This is a genomic window from Pseudomonas grandcourensis, assembly GCF_039909015.1.
GTDB lineage: Bacteria > Pseudomonadota > Gammaproteobacteria > Pseudomonadales > Pseudomonadaceae > Aquipseudomonas > Aquipseudomonas grandcourensis.
The window spans coordinates 5,443,201-5,469,276 of sequence record NZ_CP150919.1; the positions used below are offsets into that span (position 1 = coordinate 5,443,201).

Consider the following 26,076-nt stretch of genomic DNA (forward strand, 5'->3'; position numbering starts at 1 on the left):
CGACACGGAGCGCTATCGATGTCCTCTCGCCTTACCCGCCAAGCCCCTTCACCCTCCCGCGTGCTGTCGCTGCTGACCGCTGCCATCCTGATGGCCGGTACCGCACCGCTGATGGCCGCCACCGCCACCGAGCAATCGAGCCGCAAAATGGGCGACTACTCGTTCGCCATTCCCCAGCAATCACTGGTGTCGGCACTCAATGCCTTTACCGCCGTGACCGGCTGGCAGGTCGGCGTGTCGTCGGAACTGGCACAGGGTGTGGCCTCGCCGGGAGTACGCGGCTCGCTGTCACCGGAGAAAGCCCTGGATCGCCTGTTGGTGGGGACCAACCTGGGCTATCGCAAACTGGGCAACAACAGCATCGTGCTGGAGAAGCGCAGCGGTAGCAGTGCCCTCAATCTGGATCAGGTCACCATCAGCGCCACCCGTACCGAGCAGGATGTGAACAGCGTCCCGAGCACGGTCTCCGTCTACACCCGCGAAGATCTGGACCGCAACAACGTCAATACCATCAAGGAACTGGTGCGCTACGAACCCGGTGTTTCGGTGGGCGGTTCAGGCCAACGCGCCGGCATCACCGGCTACAACATTCGCGGCATTGATGGCGACCGCGTGCTGACCCAGGTCGATGGCGTGCAGGTGCCCGACGGTTTCTTCAATGGCCCCTATGCCCAGACCAACCGTAACTATGTCGACCCGGAAATCGTCAAGCGTGTGGAAATCCTCCGGGGCCCGGCGTCGGTGCTGTATGGCAGCAACGCCATTGGCGGTGCGGTCAGCTACTACACGCTGGACCCGGACGACATCATCAAGCCGGGCAAGGATGTCGGCGCACGCCTGAAAACCGGCTACAGCTCCGCTGACGACAGCTGGCTGACGTCCGGCACCGTCGCCGGCCGCACCGGCGAGTTCGATGGCCTGTTGCATCTGAGTCAACGCAACGGTCATGAAACAGAGTCCTATGGCGAAACCGGCGGCACTGGCCTGAACCGTACTGAAGCCAACCCCCAGGACGCGCGCACCACCAGCGTGCTGGCCAAACTGGGCTGGAACTATGCCGACGACGCGCGCCTGGGCCTGACCTACGAGCATTACAAGGACGACCGTGACACCAATCAATTGAGCGCGGTGGGCGGCCCGTTCAATGCCGGACGCGGTTTCGGCTTCTACAAGTCCCGTACCGGCAACGACACGATCACCCGCGAACGCTTTGGCCTGGAACACAGCTTCGGTCTGGACAGCGCACTGGCTGACAACATCAAGTGGACGCTGAACTACCAGATCGCCAAGACCGACCAGAGCACCGAAGAGATCTACGCGCCGTCGCGGACCGTGTTGCGTAACCGCGATACCAACTACAAGGATCGCCAATGGGTGTTCGACGCCCAGGCTGACAAGTCGTTTGCCATCGCCGACACCGAACACCTCGTCACCTATGGCACCACCATCAAGCAGGACAAAATCACCGGCCTGCGTACCGGTACCGGCACTTGCCTGACCGTGGCCGGCGCCTGCCGGGCCATCGGTGCGCCTAGCGCCACCGACACGCTGACACCCGCCAGTGACTTCCCGAACCCGACCGTCAACAGCTACGCCCTGTTCGCCCAGGATCAGATCAGTTGGGGCAACTGGACCTTCGTACCCAGTGCCCGCTACGACTACACCCAACTCAAGCCGCACATCACCGAAGAGTTCCTGGCCACCGCCGATCAGAGCGGCAACGGCACGGTGAGCGACGAGACCAAGACCTGGCATCGCCTGTCGCCGAAGTTCGGCACCACCTACAGCTTCAACGACCACTACACCTGGTACGGCCAGTACGCCGAAGGCTTCCGCACCCCGACCGCCAAGGCTTTGTATGGTCGTTTCGAAAACATCGCTGGCGGCTATCGGGTCGCGCCTAATCCGGACCTGGAACCGGAAAAAAGCAAAAGTTACGAGACGGGTTTGCGCGGCAACTTCGAGCAGGGCTCCTTTGATGTGGCGGTGTTCTACAACAAGTACCGCGACTTCATTAACGAAAACGCCATCACTCCGGGCTACACCGAGACCACGTTCCAGAGCAACAACATCAAGCACGCCACCATCAAGGGTGCCGAGGTCAAGGGCCGCCTGAACCTCGACACCTTCGGCGCACCGCAAGGCCTCTATACCCAGGGCTCGGTGGCCTATGCCTACGGTCGCAACGACGACAACGGCGAGCCGCTCAACAGCGTCAACCCGCTGACCGGCGTATTCGGCCTCGGCTACGACCAGGACACCTACGGCGGTTTGCTCAGCTGGACGCTGGTGAAGAAGAAGGACCGCGTCGACAGCACCAGCTTCAAGACTCCGGACGGCACCAGCACCCAGTTCAAGACCCCCGGTTTCGGCATTCTGGACCTGAGCGCGTTCTACAAGGTGACCGACGACGTGACCGTCAGCGGCGGCGTCTACAACCTCACCGACAAGAAGTACTGGCTGTGGGATGACGTGCGCGGTTACGACAGCGTCGGCGAAGCCTCGGTGACCCAACCGGCCAACCTCGACCGCCTGACCCAGCCGGGTCGCAACTTTGCGGTCAACCTGATCTGGGATATCTGATCCGCTCATCTCGCCGGGCTGTTTCGTCAAGCCGCCCGGTGAGGATTTTTTACTGTCAGGCGCCTCCCTGTTCGTCTCGTTACCAAGCGCCTCTTCTTTCTCCAAGGAATTGCCATGACTACCCAGGCCACCGAACAACGCCCCAACCTGCGTTCGCAACGTTTGAACCAGATCACCAACGAGCCGCACAGCAAGCTCGATGCCCTGGTCAAGGCCCATGCCCCGTTTGAAACCCCGGCCAATTTCGCCCGCTTCGTGGTGGCGCAGTACCTGTTCCAGTCGGAACTGGTGTCGCTGTACAACGATGCCGAACTGACCGCCATCGTCCCGGACCTGCCCGCCCGCTGCCGTGCCGATGCCGCCAGGGCCGACCTCGCGGACCTGGACACCGACGTGCCGGCACCTGTCGCCGGCGCACTGAAGAACCCGACCAAGGCTCAAGCCCTGGGCTGGATCTTTGTTTCGGAAGGCTCGAAGCTCGGTGCGGCGTTCCTGATCAAGCGTGCCGTAGGCCTTGGCCTGAGCGAAACCTTCGGCGCCCGCCACCTCGGCGAACCGGCCGGTGGCCGCGCTGACGGCTGGAAGAGCTTCGTCAAAACCCTGGATAGCCTGGAGTTCAGCACCCAGGAGGAAGCCGAAGTGGAAAAAGGCGCCATCGACGCGTTCAACCGTTTTACCGTGTTGCTGGAGCAGGCATACGCCAGCGCACCGGAAGTCGCCTGACACAACACCGACCCTGTAGGAGCGAGCCTGCTCGCGATGACGGTATTCCAGACAGCATTATTGTCGACTGATACTCAGCTATCGCGAGCAGGCTCGCTCCCACAAAAGGCCGGGTGAATCTGTAAGATCTCCATTCAGCGTCACACGCCCCCCCAGAGCCCATGCCTACCTCTTCCAAACTCTCCCGCCTCCTCTTCGGCCTGCTGGCCTATGTCAGCCTGGGCATTGGCCTGATCGCCATCGTCATACCCGGCCTGCCAACCACCGAGTTCATCCTGCTGGCCGCCTGGGCCGCGACCCGCAGCTCGCCGCGCCTGAGTGCATGGCTGGAAAATCACCGGCTGTTCGGCCCCATCCTCCATAACTGGCGCAACGGCAAGATCATCGCGCGCCGGGCAAAAGTCAGCGCCACTGTCAGCATGCTGTTATGCGCCGGTCTGATGCTGGTGATGCTCGATCACGGCTGGCCGATCTACCTGGCGATTGCCGGGATGGGCCTGGGCAACCTGTGGATCTGGTCGAGACCGGAATCACTGCCGCAAGTCACCTGAAACCTCTTCAAACCTCCCTGTAATTTCCAGCAACAGCGCACTTGAAAGCACCTACTTCCCGTTCGGATTTTTCCTACGTGTTTATCAGGTCATCCATTTTTGGGCCTGGCCGTTAAGCACCATGCCCCCACAACGAGAAGCCGATATGAATATAAGTGCCGCTGCATCTTTTCAAATTCCGAACCCGCAGCCCGTGAAAACGAGCACGGAAACAGCCCAACCCAAGAAAGTCGAAGACCTGGCAATAGATGAGAAAAGGGTGAATTTGACCATCGAGAAACTCCGGTCCCCTATAAGAACAGGTATCACTAGCAAAGACCTGGATGATTTGGAAAAGTTTTTGGAGGTATCCGGTACAGGCAGCAAGTATTCCGGCCTGCCTTATCAAATAGAGTGCTACAGAGACGTAATCCTTTGGGCTAAAGAGCTTCGCGCAGGAGATATGCTCCGCGATATGGAAGGGATATACGCCGACTTCAAGAAAGACCTGCAGAGCAAATGGTCAAGCATGGCCAAAAACGTCATCGGCTTCACGATAGCCGAAGACGGTCAGTTGAAAGTCACTTCGCCCCCCAACACATTGACCCCCAAGGATGAGGAGATACTGAATAGCCTGTTGAACGAGACCAAAGGCTTGCAATCCTTGACTCTCAAGCACGCAATCGCCGTGATCGAACTGGTCCAGCTGGACAAGCCACAGTTCGAGGGCAAGGTGAAACTTGGCCTGAGCAACTTCCATACGCTGATTGACTATGGATTATTGTTGAGCAAAGGCGCATTGGACCTGAGAAGTCCGGACTCTTGGCTGGACCAATTGCATAAAAAGTCCGAACAGGATCCGAGCGTGAAAAAGCAGGGGCTGCACATCGAGGCCTGATCGTATGATTCGCCCGGCAAAGCGCTCATGCACAGTCGCTTTGCCGGGAAGATGACAGCCCTAATTACGCAACATCCTTTGATTGCATATCTGTGCGAATGAAACGTTCGGCACGCTGCGACCTCCCACCCCCGACGCGTCTTTGCCTTGAACCTGGATCAACCAATACCCCAGGTTGTACTCGACTTCCCACTTATAGTGATACTTGCCACTGCTGGTCCAGAAAGGGTCAGACTTCAGTTGGCCATGACACCCGCCCAACTGAATGGCGCCCGCAGCGTTACCAGTACCGTCTGTTACAAGATCGAACGAAGCCTCATCCGCACCCTTGTTCAATTTTAAAGTAGCGGTACCACCCTCGAGTGGGTTGCCTGTCGAATCCTTCAACCGGACCGACCAATTCAAAACTCTGTAAGCCTGTGTGGTCGCCCAGTAAGACGGTAGCTCGCCTGCATCGCCCCGAACGTGACTGTCGGCGTAATAAGGTGCTGAACCCAACTTAAGGTCGTAGGTATCACCCACCACGAACGGGGCAGACAGCGTCTTCGAGATGCGAACCAGAACTACTTGATTCGGCTCCAGGCCAGACACCGTAAAGGGTTCCCCCCAAGGGATAGTCACCCAGTTTTCATTGCGACTATATTCCAGGGTAAATGGCCCGCCTTTTGTCCCACCCGCATGGATCAACACGTTCTGTCCCCGTACGGCGATGAAGCTGTAATGCTTCAAATCCGCTTCGTCAGCCAGACCGTCCTCAAGCGTGTTCAGTTTGTCCGGCAGTACCGTTACCGCCGTTGTTACTTGAGAGGCGATACCCGAAACAACTGCCGCACTCAGAAAGGACATTGCAGGTGTCGCATCCGCCGCCAGTAACATCCCCAAGAACAACAACGAGCGTAACCCGGCACTTTTACAACTTGTGTTCCACATGATGTGTTTTCTCACTACTTAAAATCAGATGCCAGAAGCCAAGACTTCCGGAAGCGTTCCACCGAAGTGGCATCTGCATTTAAACGTCCCGCCCACCACGAGAAGCGGTACATATATATATATATGCTGGAACACACGCCCCCTAGCCTGTCGCCTCAAAACTCGAGGCGTGAACTCCTCCTGAATCCGTCCCGCGTTTTTTTCTCTTTTTAACCCCGTTTTCGGCACATTTTTCTGCGCAAACGTTCAACCATTACCGTTCGTCGGGTTGCCCCTCATGTAACCTCAACGCCACGCCGATGTGCATTGACCGGCGCTAAATGGATTTAGCGAGTGAGCCGCAACGGCCCACAGCCAACACTTCATCCATTCGCGAGCTCGCCCTATGTTCGACTCACTGTCCATCCGCCTGAAAATCGTCCTGCTGTCCGGTCTGTGCCTGCTGGGCGTAGTCGCCTTGATAGTGGGTATGAACATCTACCAGACCAATCAGAACGATGACCTGGTCAGCGACTCCAGCAGCACAATGCTCACCGCCAGTGGACAGGACCTGCTCCAGGCCAAGGCCGCCGAGCAAGCGGTGCGGGTGCAAAAGACCTTCGGTGAAACCCTGACGGTGGTGACCGCCCTCGCGGACCAGATCCAGGGCATGCGCAACCTGGCCGCCAAGCGCGAGCTTGCGCCCGGCGTCTTGCGAGAAGAGTTGAACCAGAGCCTGAAAACCGCGTTCGAGCGCAACGGCAAAGTGCTGGGCATCTGGCTGGCGTTCGAACCCAACGGCCTGGATGGCAAGGACAGCGAGTTCGTCGATGACGCCGCCCGCCAGTCCAACGAGATCGGTCGTTTCGCCACCTACTGGAGCCGTGCCGGTGGTGAGTCACTGAACACGATCATGGTCGAAGAGGACATGACCAAAACTACCCTGAACCTCAGCGGCACGCCGTACAACGTCTGGTACACCTGCCCGCGGGACAGCAAGCGCACCTGCCTGCTCGACCCCTACGCCGATACGGTCGGCGGCAAGGAAGTGTTGATGACCACCATTTCCGTACCGCTGCTGGTGGAGGGCAAGTCCATCGGCGTGGTCGGTATCGACATCGCCCTCGACGCCCTGCAAGCGGCGGCGGTCAACTCCCAACGCGACCTGTTCAACAGTGCCGGGCACATGCTCATCGTTTCCGGCACTGGCGTGCTGGCCGCCTACAGTGTCGATGCCGGCAAAGTCGGCAAGAACATCGGCGATGCCCTGGGCGGCGATGGCAAGGACATCCTGCAATTGGTCGCCAATGGCGCGCCGAAGATTCTCCAGCAAGGCGATCTGATCCGCGCGGTGTACCCGGTCAGCCCGATTGCCGACGCCAAGGCCTGGGCCGTGGTGATCGACCTGCCCAAACAAGTGCTGCTGGCCGACTCGGTGAAGCTGCAAGCAGTCCTCGACGATGCCCAGCAAAGCGGCACGCTCAAGGCGCTGTCGGTGGCGGTGATTGCCGGCTTGCTCGGGCTATTGCTGATGTGGCTCACCGCGTCCGGCGTGACCCGCCCGATCAACAGCGTGGCCGACATGCTCAAGGCGATTGCCAGCGGCGACGGCGACCTGACCCAGCGTCTGCACTACAGCAAAAAGGACGAACTGGGCGAACTGGTCAGCTGGTTCAACCGCTTCCTGGACAAGCTGCAACCGACCATCGCGCAGATCAAGCAAAGCATCACCGATGCCCGTGGCACCGCCGACCAGTCTTCGGAAATCGCCCGCCAGACCAGTGAAGGCATGCAGGTGCAGTTCCGCGAAATCGACCAGGTCGCCACGGCGTCCAACGAAATGAGCGCCACCGCCCACGATGTCGCCAACAGCGCCTCGAACGCGGCCAATGCGGCGAAAGGTGCCGACCAGTCGGCCCGCGACGGCATGTCGATCATCGAGCGCAGCACCCGCGACATCAATCAACTGGCCGAAGAAGTCAGCAAGGCCGTGACCGAAGTCGAGGCCCTGGCAGTCAACAGCGAGCAGATCGGTTCGGTGCTGGAGGTGATTCGCAGCATCGCCGAGCAAACCAACCTGCTGGCGCTCAACGCCGCCATCGAAGCCGCCCGTGCCGGTGAAAGCGGTCGTGGCTTCGCGGTGGTCGCCGATGAAGTGCGCAACCTGGCCAAACGCACCCAGGACTCGGTGGAAGAAATTCGCCTGGTGATCGAACGCATCCAGAGCGGCACCCGCGGCGTGGTCGCCACCATGCACTCAAGCCAGACCCAGGCCCACAGCAACGCCGGGCAGATCCAGCAGGCGGTCCAGGCCTTGGGCAAGATCAGCGATGCGGTCACCGTGATCAGCGACATGAACCTGCAAATCGCCAGCGCCGCCGAACAGCAAAGCGCCGTCGCCGAAGAGGTCAACCGCAACGTCTCGGCGATCCGCACCGTCACCGAAACCCTGACCGGCCAGGCCACGGAATCGGCGCAGATCAGCAGCCAGCTCAACTCCCTGACCACTCACCAGATGAAGTTGATGGATCAGTTCCGCGTTTAAAGAAACTACCGAAGATCCCCTGTGGGAGCGAGCTTGCTCGCGATAGCGGTCTTTCAATCAACATTGATGTTGAATGTAGTTCCGTCTTCGCGAGCAAGCCCGCTCCCACAAAGGGATGTCATCGGGACTCGAGTTTTGATCTAAGATCTGGCTCTCACTCCGGAGAGCCCTTCGATGACTGATCTGCTCACGTCCATTCAAGCCGCACTCGGTTTGCCTCACACCCCGGTTCCATTCACCTCCAGCGGCGCCCTGCCCTCGGCGTTTGCCGTTACGGATCTGGCCTGCGCCAGCATCGCTGCCGCAGGCCACGCCGCCAGCGATCTGTTGCACCAGCAAACCGGGCACCTGCCCGACCTTGAGGTCGACCGACGCCTCGCATCATTCTGGTTCTCAACCTCGATTCGTCCGCTTGACTGGAGCGTTCCGCCGCTGTGGGACCCTATCGCCGGTGACTACGCCACCCGCGATGGCTGGATTCGCCTGCATACCAATGCGCCTCATCACCGCGCCGCTGCCGAAAGCGTGCTCGGTGCCTGTAGCGACCGCGCCGCGATGGCCGGCAAAGTGGCTCGATGGGCGAACAGCGAGCTGGAGCAGGCGGTGGTCGAGGCCGGTGGTTGCGCCGCCGAAATGCGTACCTGGGAACAATGGCAGGTCCATCCTCAAGGCCAGGCGGTCAATGCCGAACCCTTGGTTCTGTTCGCCAACCACCCAATCCAGAGCCGCAAACTGTGGACAGGTTCAGTGGCTCGACCACTGGCCGGCATCAAGGTACTGGACTTGACCCGAGTACTGGCAGGCCCCATCGCCAGTCGCTTTCTGGCAGGCCTGGGCGCCGATGTCTTGCGCATCGATCCGCCGACCTGGAACGAGCCTGGGGTGGTGCCGGAAGTCACCCTGGGAAAACGTTGCGCGCGTCTTGATCTGAACGACAGGTCCGATCGCGCCGTATTCGACTCCCTGCTCAAGGACTCCGACATTCTGCTCCACGGCTATCGCGCCGATGCGCTGGAACGACTTGGCCTGGGCATGAATGAGCGTCGGCAACTGAACCCAGGCCTGATCGATGTTTGCCTAAACGCCTATGGCTGGAGCGGCCCCTGGCAAAACCGGCGGGGCTTCGACAGCCTGGTGCAGATGAGCAGCGGCATTGCCGAAGCGGGCATGCGCTGGAAGCAGGCGGACAAGCCGACGCCATTGCCGGTGCAGGCCCTCGATCACGCCACCGGGTACTTGATGGCGGCCAGTGCGATCCGGTTGTTGGCACAGCGGTTGAACGACGGTACGGGGGGCTCGGCACGATTGTCGTTGGCGCGTACGGCGAGGTTGTTGATCGAGCAAGGTGCCGGCCCGGATGAGCCGCTGCGCGCCGAAGACCAAAACGATCAGGGGATTCAGGTTGAACAAACATCCTGGGGGCCGGCGCATCGGTTGCATGTGCCGCTTAAGATGACGGGGATACCGTTGCAATGGACATTGCCAGCAACTGATTTGGGTTCACATCGCGCGCAGTGGTGGTGACCGTCAGATCGCCTTCGCGGGCAAGCCCGCTCCCACAGGGACTGCGTTTTTCCTGACTATCGCGATCAAATGTGGGAGCGGGCTTGCCCGCGAAGGCGTCAGGACTGCCAGTACAAATTCCGGATCAGCTCAGTCCGCCCGACTCAACGAAGTCCACAGCACCTGCGCCGCATACCCTCGATAAGGCCGCCACCCTTCAGCCCGCTGCAATAGCTGCCTGGCTGTCACCGGTCCACCCTCCAGCGCCGCCAACGCATTGATCAACCCCACGTCACCATTGGGAAACCCATCCATCTCCCGCAACTGACGCAAGGCAATATATTGCGCCGTCCAGTCACCAATCCCGTGCAAGGCCAGAAGCCGCGCTACGCCCCCTTCCCGGCCGGGCTCAAACAATCGCGGATCATCGAGCAGTTCCTGAGCCACTCCCGACAAGGTCCGGCCTCGGCTTTTCGGCATGCCCAGCGCGGCCAGATCTGCGTCCGCCAAAACCCTGGCCTGGGGAAAGACATGGGTCACTCCCGGTAACGCGGAACTCAACGGCGTGCCGTACTGCGCAACCAGTTTGCCCGCCAACCGGATCGCCGCCACCACCGTAATCTGCTGTCCCAGTACCGCGCGAATCGCCAGCTCCAACCCATCCCACGCCCCCGGTACACGCAGGCCCGGGCGTTCGGCAATCAACCGCGCCATCAGCGGATCAACCGTCAGGTGCCGGTGAATCGTGGACAGGTCGGCATCCAGGTCGAACATTCGCCGCACTCGCGCAACGATCTCGGGCACGGCAGCAGCCTCCGGAAAGTCCAGATTCAGCTCAAGTGCATCGGATGCAACAGGCCGGATCGAAAACGTACCGTGAACGCCATGCACGTCGATGCTGCGCGAGTAGACACCCTCGACCACGGTTTCCAGACCCACAATCGCCCGCGCCGACAAGAACCCCAGCAAAGCAGGCCAGTCATAGGGCGGCTGGTACGCCAGCAACAACCTCACAGGCTGAGCACCCCGCTGTACAACCCATAAGCCGCCAGCCCCGCACCACCGATGACGCAGGTAAAAATGCCTTTCTCGACCACCGTGAACAGCGGCTTGCCCTGCTCATTACGAGCCTTGGCAAACAGGATCACACCCGGCGCATACAGCAGCGCCGACAACAGCAAATACTTCAGGCCGCCGGCATATAGCAACCACACTGCATAGCCCAGGGCGATGCCACCGATCAGCAAATCCTTGATCCGCTCGGCGGGCGCCTGTTGATAGGTTTCACCCCGCGCGCACAACAACACCGCATAGGCCGCCGACCACAAGTACGGCACCAGAATCATCGAGGACGCCAGATAAATCAGGCTGGTGTAGGTGCCAGCGGAAAACAGCGTGATCAGCAGGAACAGCTGGATCATCGAGTTGGTCAGCCACATCGCATTGACCGGCACATGGTTGGCGTTTTCCTTGGTCAGGAATGCCGGCATGGTCTTGTCTTTCGCCGTGGCGAACAGGATTTCGGCGCACAGCAGCGCCCAGGACAACAAGGCCCCCAACAGCGAGATCGCCAGGCCGACGCTGATCAGCAACGCCCCCCAGGGGCCGACGATATGTTCAAGCACCGCCGCCAGCGAGGGGTTCTGCAATTTCGCCAGTTGCGGCTGGGACATTATCCCCAGCGACAGCACGTTCACCAGCACCAGCAGCGCCAATACCCCAATGAACCCGATCACCGTCGCCCGGCCCACGTCGGAACGTTTCTCCGCCCGGGCCGAATAGACACTGGCGCCCTCGATACCGATAAACACGAACACAGTGACCAGCATCATGTGCCGAACCTGGTTCATCACACTGCCGAATTCCGGGTTGCTGCGCCCCCAGATATCGAGGGTAAAGATGTCCGCCTTGAACGCCACGGCGGCAATTACGATGAACATGATCAGCGGCACGATCTTGGCCACGGTGGTCACTTGATTGATGAACGCAGCCTCCTTGATCCCGCGCAGCACCACAAAATGCACGGTCCAGAGCAACACCGAAGCGCAGACGATAGCGATCGGTGTGTTGCCTTCACCAAAGACCGGAACGAAATAACCGAGGGTACTGAACAGCAGCACGAAGTAGCCGACGTTGCCCAGCCAGGCGCTGATCCAGTAGCCCCAAGCCGAAGAAAAACCCATGTAGTTGCCGAACCCGGCCTTGGCGTAGGCGTATACCCCGGAGTCCAGCTCCGGCTTGCGATTGGCCAGGGTCTGGAACACGAACGCCAGGGTCAGCATGCCGACGGCGGTGATTGCCCAACCGATCAGGATCGCCCCGGCATCGGCCCTGGCCGCCATGTTTTGCGGCAGGGAAAAAATCCCGCCACCGATCATCGAACCTACCACCAACGCGATCAATGCGCTCAGGCGAAGCTTGCTCGGTGATTGCGCCATCGTTGCATCTCCATTTCTGTGGGGGCGACAACTGCCGCGAGATCGTCACATAACAGGCGTCAACTAAACTGTTGAAGAGTAATAACGTTTATTGGATAACGCCAACATGCGTCTTTTTACTTGCACAAAACGGCTATTAGAGGCGCCGATATAATCATTTGTTGTATACGTTTTTCTAATACTTCCATTTTGTACAAAAAACCCGAATGGAAAATTTGCGAATTCTGAAAAACCAACTAGCGTCATAATTCGAAACAAACTCTAAAAGTACTGAAATAATATACAAAAGGCTCTAAAACAAGCATTACAGGCAGCCGCCTTGCAAATGATGGCACTCGGCCAACAAACTGGGAACGCTCTCATTTAGTGATCCAAGTCAGCTGATTGGATAGCCAACAGAATTAGTCTGTTGCCTCTCTTCTCCTGCATTGGAGTCATGCAATGTCTGAAGCTCCCGGAAAACTGAAACTCGGCGCGCTGGTTGCGTTAGTCGTGGGTTCGATGATTGGTGGCGGGATCTTTTCCCTGCCACAAAACATGGCGGCCAGCGCGGATGTCGGCGCCATTCTGATCGGTTGGGCGATCACCGCCGTCGGCATGTTGACCCTGGCGTTCGTGTTCCAGACCCTGGCCAACCGCAAACCCGATCTGGATGGCGGGGTGTACGCCTACGCCAAGGCCGGTTTCGGCGACTACATGGGCTTCTCGTCCGCCTGGGGGTACTGGATCAGTGCCTGGCTGGGCAACGTTGGCTACTTCGTCTTGCTGTTCAGCACGCTCGGCTACTTCTTTCCGCTATTTGGGGAGGGGAATACCCCTGCCGCCGTGATCGGTGCCTCGGTGCTGCTCTGGGCCGTACATTTCCTCGTGCTGCGAGGAATAAAGGAAGCAGCGTTCATCAACCTGGTGACCACCGTCGCCAAGATCGTGCCGCTGCTGCTGTTCATGTTGATTGCGCTGTTCGCTTTCAAACTGGACATCTTCACCGCCGACATCTGGGGCCTGAAGAACCCGGACCTGGGCAGCGTGATGGACCAGGTGCGCAAGATGATGCTGGTCACCGTGTGGGTGTTCATCGGCATCGAAGGCGCGAGCATCTTTTCGGCCCGCGCGGAAAAACGCAGCGATGTGGGTAAGGCCACCGTGATCGGCTTTGTCACCGTGCTGCTGTTTTTGGTTCTGGTCAACGTGCTGTCGCTGGGGATCATGACCCAGCCGGAACTGGCCAAACTGCAGAACCCCTCGATGGCCGCCGTGCTGGAACACGTGGTCGGTCACTGGGGCGCGGTGCTGATCAGCGTCGGTTTGATCATCTCGTTGCTGGGGGCGTTGCTGTCGTGGGTGCTGCTGTGCGCGGAGATCATGTTCGCCGCCGCCAAGGACCACACCATGCCGGCGTTTTTGCGCAAGGAAAACGCCAACCATGTACCGGTCAACGCCCTGTGGCTGACCAATGCCATGGTCCAGGTTTTCCTGATCATCACGCTGTTCTCCGCCAGCACTTACCTGTCGCTGATCTACCTCGCCACCTCGATGATCCTGGTGCCTTACCTGTGGTCGGCGGCCTACGCCTTGCTGTTGGCGGTGCGTGGCGAAAGCTACGAAGGCGCGGCGGGCGAGCGGCAGAAGGATCTCATCATCGGTGCGGTGGCAGTGATCTACGCGATCTGGCTGCTGTACGCCGGCGGCATCAAGTACCTGCTGCTGTCCGCCCTGCTCTACGCCCCCGGCGTGATCCTGTTCGCCAAGGCCAAGCTGGAAATAAACAAACCGGTTTTCACCAACGTCGAGAAGCTGATTTTCGCTGCAGTGGTCGTCGGCGCCGTGGTGGCGGCCTACGGTCTCTACGACGGTTTCCTGACTCTGTAACAACCCTGTTTAGTCATCTGGAGGATCACTGTAATGACCAAGGAAAAAGTTAAGTACGGCGTCCATTCCGAAGCCGGCAAACTGCGCAAAGTCATGGTTTGCTCCCCCGGCCTGGCCCATCAGCGGCTGACCCCGAACAACTGCGATGAACTGCTGTTCGACGATGTGCTGTGGGTGGCCCAGGCCAAGCGCGACCACTTCGACTTCGTCACCAAAATGCGCGAACGCAACATCGATGTGCTGGAAATGCACAACCTGCTGACCGACATCGTCGCCATTCCCGAAGCCCTGGACTGGATTCTGGAACGCAAGATCACCGCCAACTCGGTGGGGCTGGGCCTGATCAACGAAACGGCCTCGTGGCTGCGCAGCCTGGAGCCGCGCAAGATCGCCGAGTTCCTGATCGGCGGCGTATCGGGTGACGATTTGCCCACCAGTTTCGGCGGCAAGGCCATCGAGATGTTCCGCGACTTCCTCGGCAACTCCAGCTTCATCCTGCCGCCGTTGCCCAACACCCAGTTCACCCGCGATACCACCTGCTGGATCTACGGTGGCGTCACCCTCAACCCGATGTACTGGCCGGCGCGCCGTCAGGAAACCCTGCTGGCCACCGCCATCTACAAGTTCCACCCCGAGTTCACCAACGCCGACTTCCAGATCTGGTACGGCGACCCGGACAAAGAACATGGCAACTCCACCCTTGAGGGCGGTGATGTGATGCCGATCGGCAACGGCGTGGTGTTGATCGGCATGGGCGAACGCTCGTCGCGACAGGCCATTGCCCAACTGGCGGTGAACCTGTTCAAAAACAAGGCCGTCGAGAAAGTGATTGTCGCCGGCCTGCCGAAATCCCGCGCGGCGATGCACCTGGACACCGTGTTCAGCTTCTGCGATCGCGACCTCGTCACGATCTTCCCGGAAGTGGTGAACCAGATTGTCGCCTTCACCCTGCGTCCCGATGAAAGCAAGGCGGGCGGCATCGACATCCGTCGCGAAGAAACCAACTTCCTCGACACCGTCGCCCAGGCCCTGAACCTCAAGGCCCTGCGCGTGGTGGAAACCGGCGGCAACAGCTTCGCCGCCGAACGCGAGCAATGGGACGACGGCAACAACGTAGTGGCTGTGGAACCGGGCGTGGTCATCGGCTACGACCGCAATACCTACACCAACACCCTGCTGCGCAAGGCCGGCGTGGAAGTGATCACCATCAGCGCCGGCGAACTCGGCCGGGGACGGGGCGGTGGCCATTGCATGACCTGCCCGATCATCCGCGATCCGATTGACTACTAACCTATTACCTTGGCCCGCGCTGCCCTCTACCCAAGGGCATGCGCAGGCCAAGGGGATAACCGACACCTTAGGAGATCCAAAATGGCGTTCAATATCCATAACCGCAATCTGCTGAGCCTGGAACACCACACCCCTCGCGAATTGCGCTACCTGCTCGACCTGTCCCGCGACCTCAAGCGTGCCAAGTACACCGGCACCGAACAGCAGCATCTCAAGGGCAACAACATCGCGCTGATCTTCGAGAAAACCTCGACCCGCACCCGCTGCGCGTTCGAAGTTGCAGCCTATGACCAGGGCGCCAACGTCACCTACATCGACCCGAACTCCTCGCAGATCGGCCACAAGGAAAGCATGAAGGACACCGCCCGCGTGCTCGGGCGCATGTACGACGCCATCGAGTACCGTGGCTTCAAGCAGGAAATCGTCGAGGAACTGGCCAAGTTCGCCGGCGTGCCGGTGTTCAACGGCCTGACCGACGAATATCACCCGACGCAAATGATCGCCGACGTGCTGACCATGCGTGAACACGCTGACAAGCCGATCCACGAGATCAGCTACGTCTACCTGGGCGACGCGCGCAACAACATGGGTAACTCCCTGCTGTTGATCGGCGCCAAGCTCGGCATGGACGTGCGCATCTGCGCCCCGAAAGCCCTGTGGCCGGCGGACGACCTGGTGGCGCGCTGCAAAAAGTACGCTGAAGAAAGTGGTGCGCGCATCACCCTCACCGAAGACCCGAAAGCGGCGGTCAAGGGTGTGGACTTCATCCACACCGACGTGTGGGTGTCGATGGGCGAGCCGGTTGAAGCCTGGGCCGAGCGCATCCAGCAACTGCTGCCGTATCAGGTCAACGCCGAACTGATGAAAGCCACCGGCAACCCGCGCACCAAGTTCATGCACTGCCTGCCGGCGTTCCACAACAGCGATACCAAGATCGGCAAACAGATTGCCGAACAGTACCCGTTCCTGAACAACGGCATCGAAGTGACCGATGACGTGTTCGAGTCGCCGGCCTGCATCGCCTTCGAGCAAGCGGAAAACCGCATGCACACCATCAAGGCGATTCTGGTGTCGACGCTGGCGGATCTATAAGACCGGCACCGGTCAATGTAGGAGCGAGCCTGCTCGCGATAACGGTCTGACATTCAACATTAATGTCGACAGTTGCTGCGCAATCGCGAGCAGGCTCACTCCTACAATTGACCGAGTCGTTTGCCTTTCCTCTGTTTAGAAGGACTAGCACCATGCGTATCGTCGTTGCTCTGGGCGGTAATGCCCTGCTCCGCCGGGGCGAACCCATGACCGCTGACAACCAGCGCGCCAACATCCGGATCGCCACCGAACAGATCGCCAAGATCCATCCCGGCAACCAACTGGTCATCGCCCACGGCAATGGCCCTCAGGTCGGCCTGCTGTCATTGCAGGCGGCGGCCTACACCTCGGTTTCGCCCTATCCGCTGGACGTGCTCGGCGCCGAGACCGAAGGCATGATCGGCTACATCATCGAACAGGAACTGGGCAACCTGCTGGACTTCGAAGTGCCCTTCGCGACCTTGCTGACCCAGGTCGAAGTCGATGCCAATGACCCGGCCTTCAAGAACCCGACCAAACCCATCGGCCCTGTCTATTCCAAGGATGAGGCCGAAGCACTCGCCGCCGAGAAAGGCTGGGCCATTGCCCCGGACGGCGACAAATACCGTCGCGTGGTCGCCAGCCCGAAACCGAAACGCATCTTTGAAATCCGTCCGATCAAATGGCTGCTGGAAAAAAGCAGCATCGTGATCTGCGCCGGCGGTGGCGGCATTCCGACCATGTATACCTCGCCCGGCAAACTCGAGGGCGTCGAAGCGGTCATCGACAAGGACCTGTGCTCGGCGCTGCTGGCCGAACAGCTTGAAGCCGATCTGCTGGTGATCGCCACCGACGTCAACGCCGCCTTCATCGACTTTGGAAAACCCACGCAGAAAGCCATCGCCCAGGCCCACCCCGACGAAATGGAAAAACTCGGCTTCGCCGCCGGTTCCATGGGACCGAAGGTGCAGGCAGCCTGCGAATTCGCGCGCCATACTGGAAAAGTGGCGGTGATCGGTTCGCTCGCGGACATCGAAGCGATCGTCCAGGGCAAGGCCGGCACGCGCATCAGTACGGCGACACCGGGCATTACCTACTTGTAAGGAGAGACGTCTATGGCACAGTTTGAGCCAGGTCACTTGCACATCGAACGACATGCGCTGACCCCGGATGATGTCAGCTACAACGTGCACCTCGACTATGAAGTCAGCAAGAATGCCAAAGGGGAAAAAGGCATCCAGTTCACTATGCATGGCAGCATTCAGGGCAAGGAAATGTCAGAGCCCTTCTTCCTGCCCAAGGAGGAGGCCTACAACTTCGCCAGCAATGTGACGAAAATCGCCGAGAAGTACGGGATTCCGAAGACGCACAGCCAGATCGGATCGGTCCACAAACATTACGATTTGATGTTTGAAGACATCCGGCAGCAGTTGAATATGAAATCAGGCGACCCGGTAAACCCCGAACACTTCGAATAACCCAGTCTCCAAGTAGAAGCTGTACCTGTGGGAGCGAGCTTGCTCGCTCCCACAGGGATCTTCGTTACCCGTATATCCCGCGCAAAATTTCACCATTAGCCCGCCCCAAGGCATACTTGCCACCCTCCGCACTGCAGACCCCAAGACCGCCCCATGCGTATCCACGTCAGCTTCATCGACCGCGTCGGTATCACCCAGGAAGTCCTGGCCCTGCTCGGCGGGCGCAATCTGAACCTGGATGCGGTGGAAATGGTCCCGCCCAATGTCTATATCGACGCCCCGACCCTGAGCCCGCAAGTCCTCGAAGAACTGCGCGATGCCCTGTTCAGCGTGCGTGGCGTGCAAGCGGTGACGGTGGTCGACATCCTGCCCGGCCAGCGCCGGCACTTGCAGCTCGACGCCTTGCTGGCAGCCATGACCGACCCGGTGCTGGCACTGGACAGCGACGGCAAGGTGCTGCTGGCCAACCCGGCCCTGATCGCCCTGTACGGCCGCGAACCGGACGGTGAAAGCGTGGGGGACCTGTTTGCCGACCCGGCCTTGCTCGACGCCCTGCTCGAACACGGCTTTCGCCTGCCGCTGCGGGAAATCACCGTCAACGGCCAGACCCTGTTGCTCGACGCCACGCCGATCACCGACGCCGGTGCCCTGCTGACCCTGTACCAACCGAACCGCATCGGCGAACGTCTGTCCGCGCTGCACCATGACCACGCCGAAGGTTTCGATGCACTGCTCGGCGAGTCCCCGGTGATCCGCACCCTCAAGGCACGCGCCCAGCGGGTGGCGGCCCTCGATGCGCCGCTGCTGATCCAGGGCGAAACCGGCACCGGCAAGGAACTGGTGGCCCGCGCCTGCCACGCCATCAGCGCCCGGCACAGTTCACCCTTTCTGGCGTTGAACTGCGCGGCATTACCCGAGAACCTCGCCGAAAGTGAACTGTTCGGCTACGCCCCCGGCGCCTTCACCGGCGCGCAGCGAGGTGGTAAGCCGGGGCTGATGGAGCTGGCCAACCAGGGCACGGTGTTTCTCGATGAAATCGGCGAGATGTCACCGTACTTGCAGGCCAAATTGCTGCGATTCCTCAATGACGGCAGTTTTCGCCGGGTCGGAGGTGACCGTGAGGTCAAGGTCAACGTGCGGATCCTCAGCGCGACCCACCGCGACCTGGAAAAAATGGTCAGCGAAGGCCTGTTCCGCGAAGACCTGTTCTATCGCCTCAACGTCCTCAACGTCGAAGTGCCGCCCCTGCGTGAGCGTGGCCAGGACATTCTGCTGCTGGCCCGCTACTTCATGCAGCAGGCCTGTGCACAGATCCAGCGACCAATCTGCCGCCTGGCACCGGGCACTTACCCGGCGCTGCTGGGCAACCGCTGGCCGGGCAACGTGCGGCAATTGCAGAACGTGATTTTCCGCGCCGCAGCGATTTGCGAAAGCAGCCTGGTGGACATCGGCGACCTCGACATCGCCGGCACCTCGGTAGCCCGCCAGAGCGACCATGACGTCGACAGCCTGGAACAGGCCATGGACGGGTTCGAGAAAACCCTGCTGGAAAAACTCTACGTTAGCTATCCCTCGACCCGGCAACTGGCGACCCGTCTGCAAACCTCCCACACGGCGATTGCCCACCGGTTGCGCAAGTACGGGATTCCGAGCAAGGCCTGAGGCCTGGCGTCCACAGATGGTGGATTGTGTACACCAACCTGTGTAGGAGCTGCCGCAGGCTGCGATCTTTTGACTTTGATCTTATGGTGCCTGCGACAAGATCGCAGCCTGCGGCAGCTCCTACGGAACGGATTGTCACTTCGAAAACTTCTTCACCTGTTTAAAAACGACCTCCATCTGTACTGAAAGCGCTACAGCGGAACGATATCGCTACACCCCTCTCCGATCACGGCTGTGCAAGGCTTTGATCCACCTCGGCTTTTATCATTGACATATGCCGTATCGATTTCGCTACAACGATTGATTTTCAGCCTTTGTCGAAACCACCTAAATCATTGATCAACAACAACAAAAACAACGTTGGCCGCGTTCTTGCTATGTACTCCCCCATAACCCGGGCATTGCCCAAGCATTCAATCGCGTCCACCAGACGAGTCTGGCCCCTTAGGAGTTTCCATGAGCGAGTTGCGTTTTACTGAAGATCACGAATGGCTGCGCACCGAAGCTGACGGCAGCGTCACGGTCGGCATCACCGCTTTCGCACAGAACGCCCTGGGCGACGTGGTTTTCGTTCAACTGCCTGAGCTGCAGTCCTACGACAAAGGCGCCGAAGCCGCCACCGTGGAATCGGTAAAGGCTGCCAGCGGCGTGTACATGCCGCTGGACGGCGAAGTGCTGGAAGTGAACCCGGCGCTCGACAGCAGCCCTGAATTGGTCAACGAAGATCCGCTGGGCGAAGGCTGGTTCTTCCGCTTCCAGCCAAGCGACGTCTCGGCAGTCGCCCAACTGCTGGATCAGGACGCCTACGACCGTCTGATCAAAGCCCAAGCCGAAGCCTGAGGAGCACCGACATGACTCAAGTGAATCTGACCACCGCTAATGAATTCATCGCCCGTCACATCGGCCCGCGCGCCGGCGACGAGCAAGCCATGCTCAACAGCCTCGGTTTCGACTCCCTGGAAGCCCTGAGCGCCAGCGTGATTCCCGACAGCATCAAGGGCACCAGCGTCCTCGGCCTGGAAGACGGCTTGAGCGAAGCCGATGCCCTGGCCTTGATCAAGTCCATTGCGACTAAAAACCAACTGTTCAAGACCTTCATCGGCCAGGGTTACTACGGCACCCACACGCCGTCGCCGATCCTGCGCAACCTGCTGGAAAACCCGGCCTGGTACACCGCCTACACCCCGTACCAGCCGGAAATCTCCCAGGGCCGTCTCGAAGCGCTGCTGAACTTCCAGACCCTGATCAGCGACCTCACCGGACTGCCGATCGCCAACGCCTCGCTGCTCGACGAAGCCACCGCCGCTGCCGAAGCCATGACCTTCTGCAAACGCCTGAGCAAGAACAAGGGCAGCCACGCCTTCTTCGCCTCCGTGCATTGCCACCCACAGACCCTCGACGTACTGCGCACCCGTGCCGAGCCTTTGGGCATCGACGTGGTGGTTGGCGACGAGCGCGAACTGACTGACGTGACGCCGTTCTTCGGCGCACTGCTGCAATACCCGGCGAGCAACGGTGACGTGTTCGATTACCGCGAGCTGACCGAACGCTTCCACGCCGCCAATGCCCTCGTTGCCGTGGCTGCCGACCTGCTGGCCCTGACCGTGCTGACCGCGCCAGGCGAATTCGGCGCCGACGTGGCCATCGGCAGTGCACAGCGCTTCGGCGTGCCGCTGGGCTTCGGTGGCCCGCACGCGGCGTACTTCTCCACCAAGGACGCGTTCAAGCGTGACATGCCGGGCCGCTTGGTCGGTGTTTCCGTAGACCGTTTCGGCAACCCGGCCCTGCGCCTGGCCATGCAGACCCGCGAGCAACACATCCGTCGCGAGAAAGCCACCAGCAACATCTGCACCGCGCAAGTACTGCTGGCCAACATCGCCAGCATGTACGCCGTGTACCACGGTCCGAAAGGCCTGACGCAGATCGCCAATCGCATCCATCACCTGACCGCGATCCTGGCCAAAGGCTTGAGCGCATTGGGCCTGAGCGTCGAACAAGCGAGCTTCTTCGACACCCTGACCGTGAAGACCGGCGCGCAAACCGCCGCCCTGCACGACAAGGCACACGCCCAGCGCATCAACCTGCGCGTGGTCGATGGCGAGCGCCTGGGCCTGTCCCTGGACGAAACCACCATTCAGGCCGACGTTGAAACCCTGTGGAGCCTGCTGTCCGACGGCAAAGCCCTGCCGGACTTCGCCGCCCTCGCCGCCTCGGTCGTCAGCACCATCCCGGCCGCGCTGGTGCGTCAGTCGCCGATCCTCAGCCACCCGGTGTTCAACCGCTATCACTCGGAAACCGAGCTGATGCGCTACCTGCGCAAACTGGCGGACAAGGACCTGGCGCTGGACCGCACCATGATCCCGCTGGGTTCGTGCACCATGAAACTCAACGCCGCCAGCGAAATGATCCCGGTGACCTGGGCCGAGTTCGGCGCCCTGCACCCGTTCGCCCCGGCCGAGCAAAGCGCCGGCTACCAGCAACTGACCGACGAACTGGAAGCAATGCTTTGCGCTGCGACCGGCTACGACTCGGTTTCGCTGCAACCGAACGCCGGTTCGCAAGGTGAATACGCAGGTCTGCTGGCGATCCGTGCCTACCACCAGAGCCGTGGCGAAGACCGTCGCGACATCTGCCTGATCCCGTCGTCGGCCCACGGCACCAACCCGGCCACCGCACAAATGGCCGGCATGCGTGTCGTCGTTACTGCCTGCGATGCCCGTGGCAACGTTGATATCGAAGACCTGCGCGCCAAGGCCATCGAGCACCGCGAACACCTCGCCGCGCTGATGATCACCTACCCGTCGACCCACGGCGTGTTCGAAGAAGGCATCCGCGAAATCTGCGGCATCGTTCATGACAACGGCGGCCAGGTGTACATCGACGGCGCCAACATGAACGCCATGGTCGGCCTCTGCGCCCCGGGCAAGTTCGGCGGCGACGTGTCGCACCTGAACCTGCACAAGACCTTCTGCATCCCCCACGGCGGTGGCGGCCCGGGTGTCGGCCCGATCGGTGTGAAATCGCACCTGGCGCCATTCCTGCCGGGCCACGCACAGATGGAGCGCAAGGAAGGCGCCGTTTGCGCGGCACCGTTCGGCAGCGCGAGCATTCTGCCGATCACCTGGATGTACATTCGTATGATGGGTGGCGCTGGCCTCAAGCGTGCTTCGCAACTGGCGATCCTCAATGCCAACTACATCTCCCGTCGCCTCGAAGAGCACTATCCAGTGCTGTACACCGGCAGCAACGGCCTGGTGGCGCATGAGTGCATCCTCGACCTGCGTCCATTGAAAGACAGCAGCGGCATCAGCGTCGATGACGTCGCCAAGCGCCTGATCGACTTCGGCTTCCACGCACCGACCATGTCGTTCCCGGTGGCCGGCACGTTGATGATCGAGCCGACCGAAAGTGAATCCAAGGAAGAACTGGACCGTTTCTGCGACGCCATGATCCGCATCCGCGAAGAAATCCGCGCAGTTGAAAACGGCACACTGGACAAGGACGACAACCCGCTGAAAAACGCCCCGCACACCGCCAAGGAGCTGGTGGGCGAGTGGTCGCACCCGTACAGCCGTGAGCAAGCGGTGTACCCGGTTGCGTCGCTGATCGAAGGCAAGTACTGGCCGCCGGTCGGTCGCGTCGACAACGTGTTCGGCGACCGCAACCTGGTCTGCGCCTGCCCGTCGATCGAAAGCTACGCTTAAACGAATGAGGGGGCGGATTGATCCGCCCCCACTTTCAGAAACACCGCAATACCCTGTAGGAGCTGCCGCAGGCTGCGATCTTTTGATCTTGATCTTGAAAAAACAGGATCAAAAGATCGCAGCCTGCGGCAGCGCCTACGCAAAGCATCTCCCGTGATACGCCTATAAAAAGAAACCGGAGAACCACCATGTCGTTAAGCGTGTTCGACCTGTTCAAGATTGGCATCGGCCCCTCCAGTTCCCACACCGTCGGCCCGATGCGCGCCGCTGCGCGCTTCGTCGAAGGTTTGCGCCGCGAAAACCTGCTGACGGCCACCACCTGCGTCAAGGTCGAGCTGTACGGCTCGCTGGGCGCCACCGGCAAAGGCCACGGCAGTGACAAGGCTGTGCTGCTCGGCCTGGAAGGCGAACACCCGGACACCGTGGATACAGAAACCGTCGCCGCGCGCCTGCAAGAGATTCGCGGCAACGGCCGTTTGAACCTGCTCGGCGAACACAGCATTGCGTTCAACGAGAAAGAACACCTGGCGATGATTCGCAAACCGTTGCCCTATCACCCCAACGGCATGATTTTCCGCGCCTTCGACGCAGCGGGCCTGCAGGTCCGCAGCCGCGAGTACTACTCGGTCGGTGGCGGTTTTGTGGTCGATGAGGACGCCGCCGGCGCCGACCGCATCGTCGAAGACGCCACGCCCCTGACCTTTCCGTTCAAAAGCGCCAAGGATCTTCTCGGTCATTGCGTCAAATACGGGCTATCCATCAGCCAGGTGATGCTGACCAACGAAAGCGCCTGGCGCCCGGAAGCGGAAACCCGCGCCGGCCTGTTGAAAATCTGGCAAGTGATGCAGGACTGCGTCGCCGCCGGATGCCGTAATGAAGGCATCCTCCCCGGCGGACTGAAGGTCAAGCGTCGGGCCGCCGCGCTGCATCGGCAGTTGTGCAAGAACCCGGAGTCATCTTTGCGCGACCCGCTGTCGGTGCTCGACTGGGTCAACCTCTACGCCCTGGCCGTCAACGAGGAGAACGCCAACGGCGGGCGTGTCGTAACGGCGCCCACCAATGGCGCGGCCGGGATCATTCCAGCGGTATTGCATTACTACATGCGCTTTATCCCGGGCTCCAATGACGACGGTGTGGTGCGATTCCTGCTGACCGCCGCGGCCATCGGCATTCTGTACAAGGAAAACGCCTCCATCTCCGGCGCCGAAGTCGGCTGCCAGGGCGAAGTCGGCGTCGCCTGCTCGATGGCCGCCGGTGCCCTGTGCGAAGTGCTGGGCGGCACCGTGCAACAAGTGGAGAACGCCGCGGAAATCGGCATGGAACACAACCTCGGACTGACCTGTGACCCGATTGGCGGGCTGGTGCAAGTGCCTTGCATCGAGCGCAACGCCATGGGCTCGGTCAAGGCCATCAATGCCGTGCGCATGGCTCTGCGCGGCGACGGGCAACACTTCGTCTCCCTCGACAAGGTCATCCGCACCATGCGCCAGACCGGCGCCGACATGAAAAGCAAATACAAGGAAACCGCCCGTGGCGGTTTGGCGGTCAACATTATCGAGTGCTGATGCGCGCTCATCTGCACCCTTCTTCAGGAGCTGAATATGTCCACCGAACAACTGTTGAAAACCCCGTTGCACGCACTGCACATCGAACTCGGCGCGCGCATGGTGCCCTTCGCCGGCTACGACATGCCCGTGCAGTACCCGCTGGGCGTGATGAAGGAACACCAGCACACCCGCGACCAGGCCGGGCTGTTCGACGTCTCGCACATGGGCCAGATTCGCCTGACCGGCGCCAATGCCGCCAAGGCCCTGGAAACCCTGGTGCCGGTGGACATCATCGACCTGCCGGTGGGCATGCAACGTTACGCGATGTTCACCAATGCGACGGGCGGTATCCTTGATGACCTGATGGTCGCCAACCTGGGTAACGACGAACTGTTCCTGGTGGTCAACGCCGCCTGCAAGGACCAGGACCTGGCCCACCTGCGCAAGCACATTGGCGACCAGTGCACGATCGAGCCGCTGTTCGAAGAACGTGCCCTGCTCGCCCTGCAAGGCCCGGCTGCAGTGACCGTGCTGGCACGCCTGGCACCGGAAGTTGCAAAGATGACCTTCATGCAGTTCGCCCGCGTGAAGCTGCTGGGCGTGGACTGCTTCGCCAGCCGTTCGGGTTACACCGGTGAAGACGGTTTCGAAATTTCCGTACCCGCCGCCAGCGCCGAAGCCCTGGCTCGCGCACTGCTCGCTGAAGCCGAAGTGGCCGCCATCGGCCTTGGCGCCCGCGACTCCCTGCGCCTGGAAGCCGGCCTGTGCCTGTACGGCCACGACATGAACACCGACACCACTCCAATCGAGGCGAGCCTGCTGTGGGCGATCTCCAAGCCACGTCGCGCTGATGGCGCACGGGCCGGCGGCTTCCCTGGCGCCGAAACCGTATTCGCCCAGCAACAGGCAGGCGTGAGCCGCAAACGTGTAGGCCTGCTGCCACAGGAACGTACACCCGTGCGTGAAGGCGCCGAGATCGTCAACGAAGCCGGCGACATCATCGGTAGCGTCTGCAGCGGTGGTTTCGGGCCGACCCTGGGCGGTCCGCTGGCCATGGGTTACGTCGACAGCGCTTACATCACACTGGACACACCGGTCTGGGCGATCGTTCGTGGGAAAAAGGTGCCTTTGCTTGTAAGCAAAATGCCATTTGTTCCACAACGCTACTATCGTGGCTGATTGACTGTTCCTATAAGTAACGCGGTTGCGTTAACGGTGCACTAATGTGTAACGCAACCGCCATAAAATAGTGCAATGTTTGGCTCTAAGCTTCGATTATGAACTTTGCTTATAACGATCGAAAACAATTGAACAAGGTTAGTGAAT

General features: G+C 60.5%; 19 protein-coding genes. 16 read left to right on the forward strand and 3 right to left on the reverse strand.

From position 1 onward, the window contains the following. Positions 1–18 precede the first annotated feature (18 nt). From AABM52_RS24355 to AABM52_RS24370, 4 genes are all read left to right on the forward strand, one after another. Positions 19–2,583, forward strand: a complete 2,565-nt coding sequence (locus tag AABM52_RS24355) for a TonB-dependent receptor (protein ID WP_347908595.1) — start codon at positions 19–21, stop codon at positions 2,581–2,583. A gap of 114 nt (positions 2,584–2,697) precedes the next feature. Then, positions 2,698–3,306 carry a biliverdin-producing heme oxygenase gene (locus tag AABM52_RS24360; protein ID WP_347908597.1) on the forward strand — a complete coding sequence of 203 codons (609 nt, stop codon included), beginning with the start codon at positions 2,698–2,700 and terminating at the stop codon, positions 3,304–3,306. A 161-nt stretch (positions 3,307–3,467) separates the two neighbouring features. Continuing rightward, complete coding sequence (locus AABM52_RS24365; protein ID WP_347908599.1) at positions 3,468–3,857, forward strand: YbaN family protein; 390 nt, start codon at positions 3,468–3,470, stop codon at positions 3,855–3,857. A 145-nt stretch (positions 3,858–4,002) separates the two neighbouring features. After that, positions 4,003–4,734: a hypothetical protein gene (locus AABM52_RS24370; protein ID WP_347908601.1), complete on the forward strand. Its 732-nt coding sequence runs from the start codon at positions 4,003–4,005 to the stop codon at positions 4,732–4,734. Positions 4,735–4,794: 60 nt separating this feature from the next. Here the strand turns inward: AABM52_RS24370 and AABM52_RS24375 are convergent, their stop codons facing one another. After that, complete coding sequence (locus tag AABM52_RS24375; RefSeq protein WP_347908603.1) at positions 4,795–5,664, reverse strand: hypothetical protein; 870 nt, start codon at positions 5,662–5,664, stop codon at positions 4,795–4,797. Between the two features lie 385 nt (positions 5,665–6,049). Between AABM52_RS24375 and AABM52_RS24380 the strand changes: the two genes are divergently transcribed. Both AABM52_RS24380 and AABM52_RS24385 read left to right on the forward strand, forming a co-directional pair. Next, positions 6,050–8,188 (forward strand): methyl-accepting chemotaxis protein, encoded by a 2,139-nt coding sequence (locus AABM52_RS24380; protein ID WP_347908605.1) that lies wholly within the window; start codon positions 6,050–6,052, stop codon positions 8,186–8,188. Between the two features lie 174 nt (positions 8,189–8,362). After that, positions 8,363–9,712, forward strand: a complete 1,350-nt coding sequence (locus AABM52_RS24385) for a CoA transferase (protein WP_347908607.1) — start codon at positions 8,363–8,365, stop codon at positions 9,710–9,712. A 129-nt stretch (positions 9,713–9,841) separates the two neighbouring features. Here AABM52_RS24385 and AABM52_RS24390 read toward each other — a convergent pair whose 3' ends face one another. Both AABM52_RS24390 and arcD (AABM52_RS24395) read right to left on the reverse strand, forming a co-directional pair. Then, positions 9,842–10,705: a DNA-3-methyladenine glycosylase gene (locus AABM52_RS24390; protein ID WP_347908609.1), complete on the reverse strand. Its 864-nt coding sequence runs from the start codon at positions 10,703–10,705 to the stop codon at positions 9,842–9,844. Continuing rightward, positions 10,702–12,129, reverse strand: coding sequence for an arginine-ornithine antiporter (arcD, locus tag AABM52_RS24395; protein WP_347908611.1), 1,428 nt, complete (start codon positions 12,127–12,129; stop codon positions 10,702–10,704). The genes AABM52_RS24390 and arcD (AABM52_RS24395) overlap by 4 nt, the downstream gene beginning before the upstream one ends. Positions 12,130–12,570: 441 nt before the next feature. Between arcD (AABM52_RS24395) and arcD (AABM52_RS24400) the strand changes: the two genes are divergently transcribed. The 10 genes from arcD (AABM52_RS24400) to gcvT all read left to right on the forward strand — a co-directional run bounded on the left by arcD (AABM52_RS24400) (position 12,571) and on the right by gcvT (position 25,929). Next, positions 12,571–13,998, forward strand: coding sequence for an arginine-ornithine antiporter (gene arcD / locus AABM52_RS24400; protein ID WP_046042233.1), 1,428 nt, complete (start codon positions 12,571–12,573; stop codon positions 13,996–13,998). A 33-nt stretch (positions 13,999–14,031) separates the two neighbouring features. Next, positions 14,032–15,288, forward strand: a complete 1,257-nt coding sequence (arcA, locus tag AABM52_RS24405) for an arginine deiminase (RefSeq protein WP_347908613.1) — start codon at positions 14,032–14,034, stop codon at positions 15,286–15,288. Positions 15,289–15,369: 81 nt separating this feature from the next. Continuing rightward, entirely contained in the window at positions 15,370–16,380 is a 1,011-nt protein-coding gene (locus AABM52_RS24410) for an ornithine carbamoyltransferase (protein WP_347908615.1), read from the forward strand. A 152-nt stretch (positions 16,381–16,532) separates the two neighbouring features. Then, entirely contained in the window at positions 16,533–17,462 is a 930-nt protein-coding gene (arcC, locus tag AABM52_RS24415) for a carbamate kinase (RefSeq protein WP_347908617.1), read from the forward strand. A gap of 12 nt (positions 17,463–17,474) precedes the next feature. Further along, positions 17,475–17,837, forward strand: coding sequence for a DUF5064 family protein (locus AABM52_RS24420; protein ID WP_108215109.1), 363 nt, complete (start codon positions 17,475–17,477; stop codon positions 17,835–17,837). 153 nt (positions 17,838–17,990) lie between these two features. Then, positions 17,991–19,499 carry a sigma-54-dependent transcriptional regulator gene (locus AABM52_RS24425; protein ID WP_347908619.1) on the forward strand — a complete coding sequence of 503 codons (1,509 nt, stop codon included), beginning with the start codon at positions 17,991–17,993 and terminating at the stop codon, positions 19,497–19,499. A 456-nt stretch (positions 19,500–19,955) separates the two neighbouring features. Beyond that, positions 19,956–20,339, forward strand: coding sequence for a glycine cleavage system protein GcvH (gene gcvH, locus AABM52_RS24430; protein ID WP_347908620.1), 384 nt, complete (start codon positions 19,956–19,958; stop codon positions 20,337–20,339). Positions 20,340–20,350: 11 nt separating this feature from the next. Continuing rightward, complete coding sequence (gcvP, locus tag AABM52_RS24435; RefSeq protein WP_347908622.1) at positions 20,351–23,203, forward strand: aminomethyl-transferring glycine dehydrogenase; 2,853 nt, start codon at positions 20,351–20,353, stop codon at positions 23,201–23,203. A gap of 188 nt (positions 23,204–23,391) precedes the next feature. Continuing rightward, positions 23,392–24,768 carry an L-serine ammonia-lyase gene (locus tag AABM52_RS24440; RefSeq protein WP_347908624.1) on the forward strand — a complete coding sequence of 459 codons (1,377 nt, stop codon included), beginning with the start codon at positions 23,392–23,394 and terminating at the stop codon, positions 24,766–24,768. A 36-nt stretch (positions 24,769–24,804) separates the two neighbouring features. Beyond that, positions 24,805–25,929: a glycine cleavage system aminomethyltransferase GcvT gene (gene gcvT / locus AABM52_RS24445; RefSeq protein WP_347908626.1), complete on the forward strand. Its 1,125-nt coding sequence runs from the start codon at positions 24,805–24,807 to the stop codon at positions 25,927–25,929. Positions 25,930–26,076 lie beyond the last annotated feature (147 nt).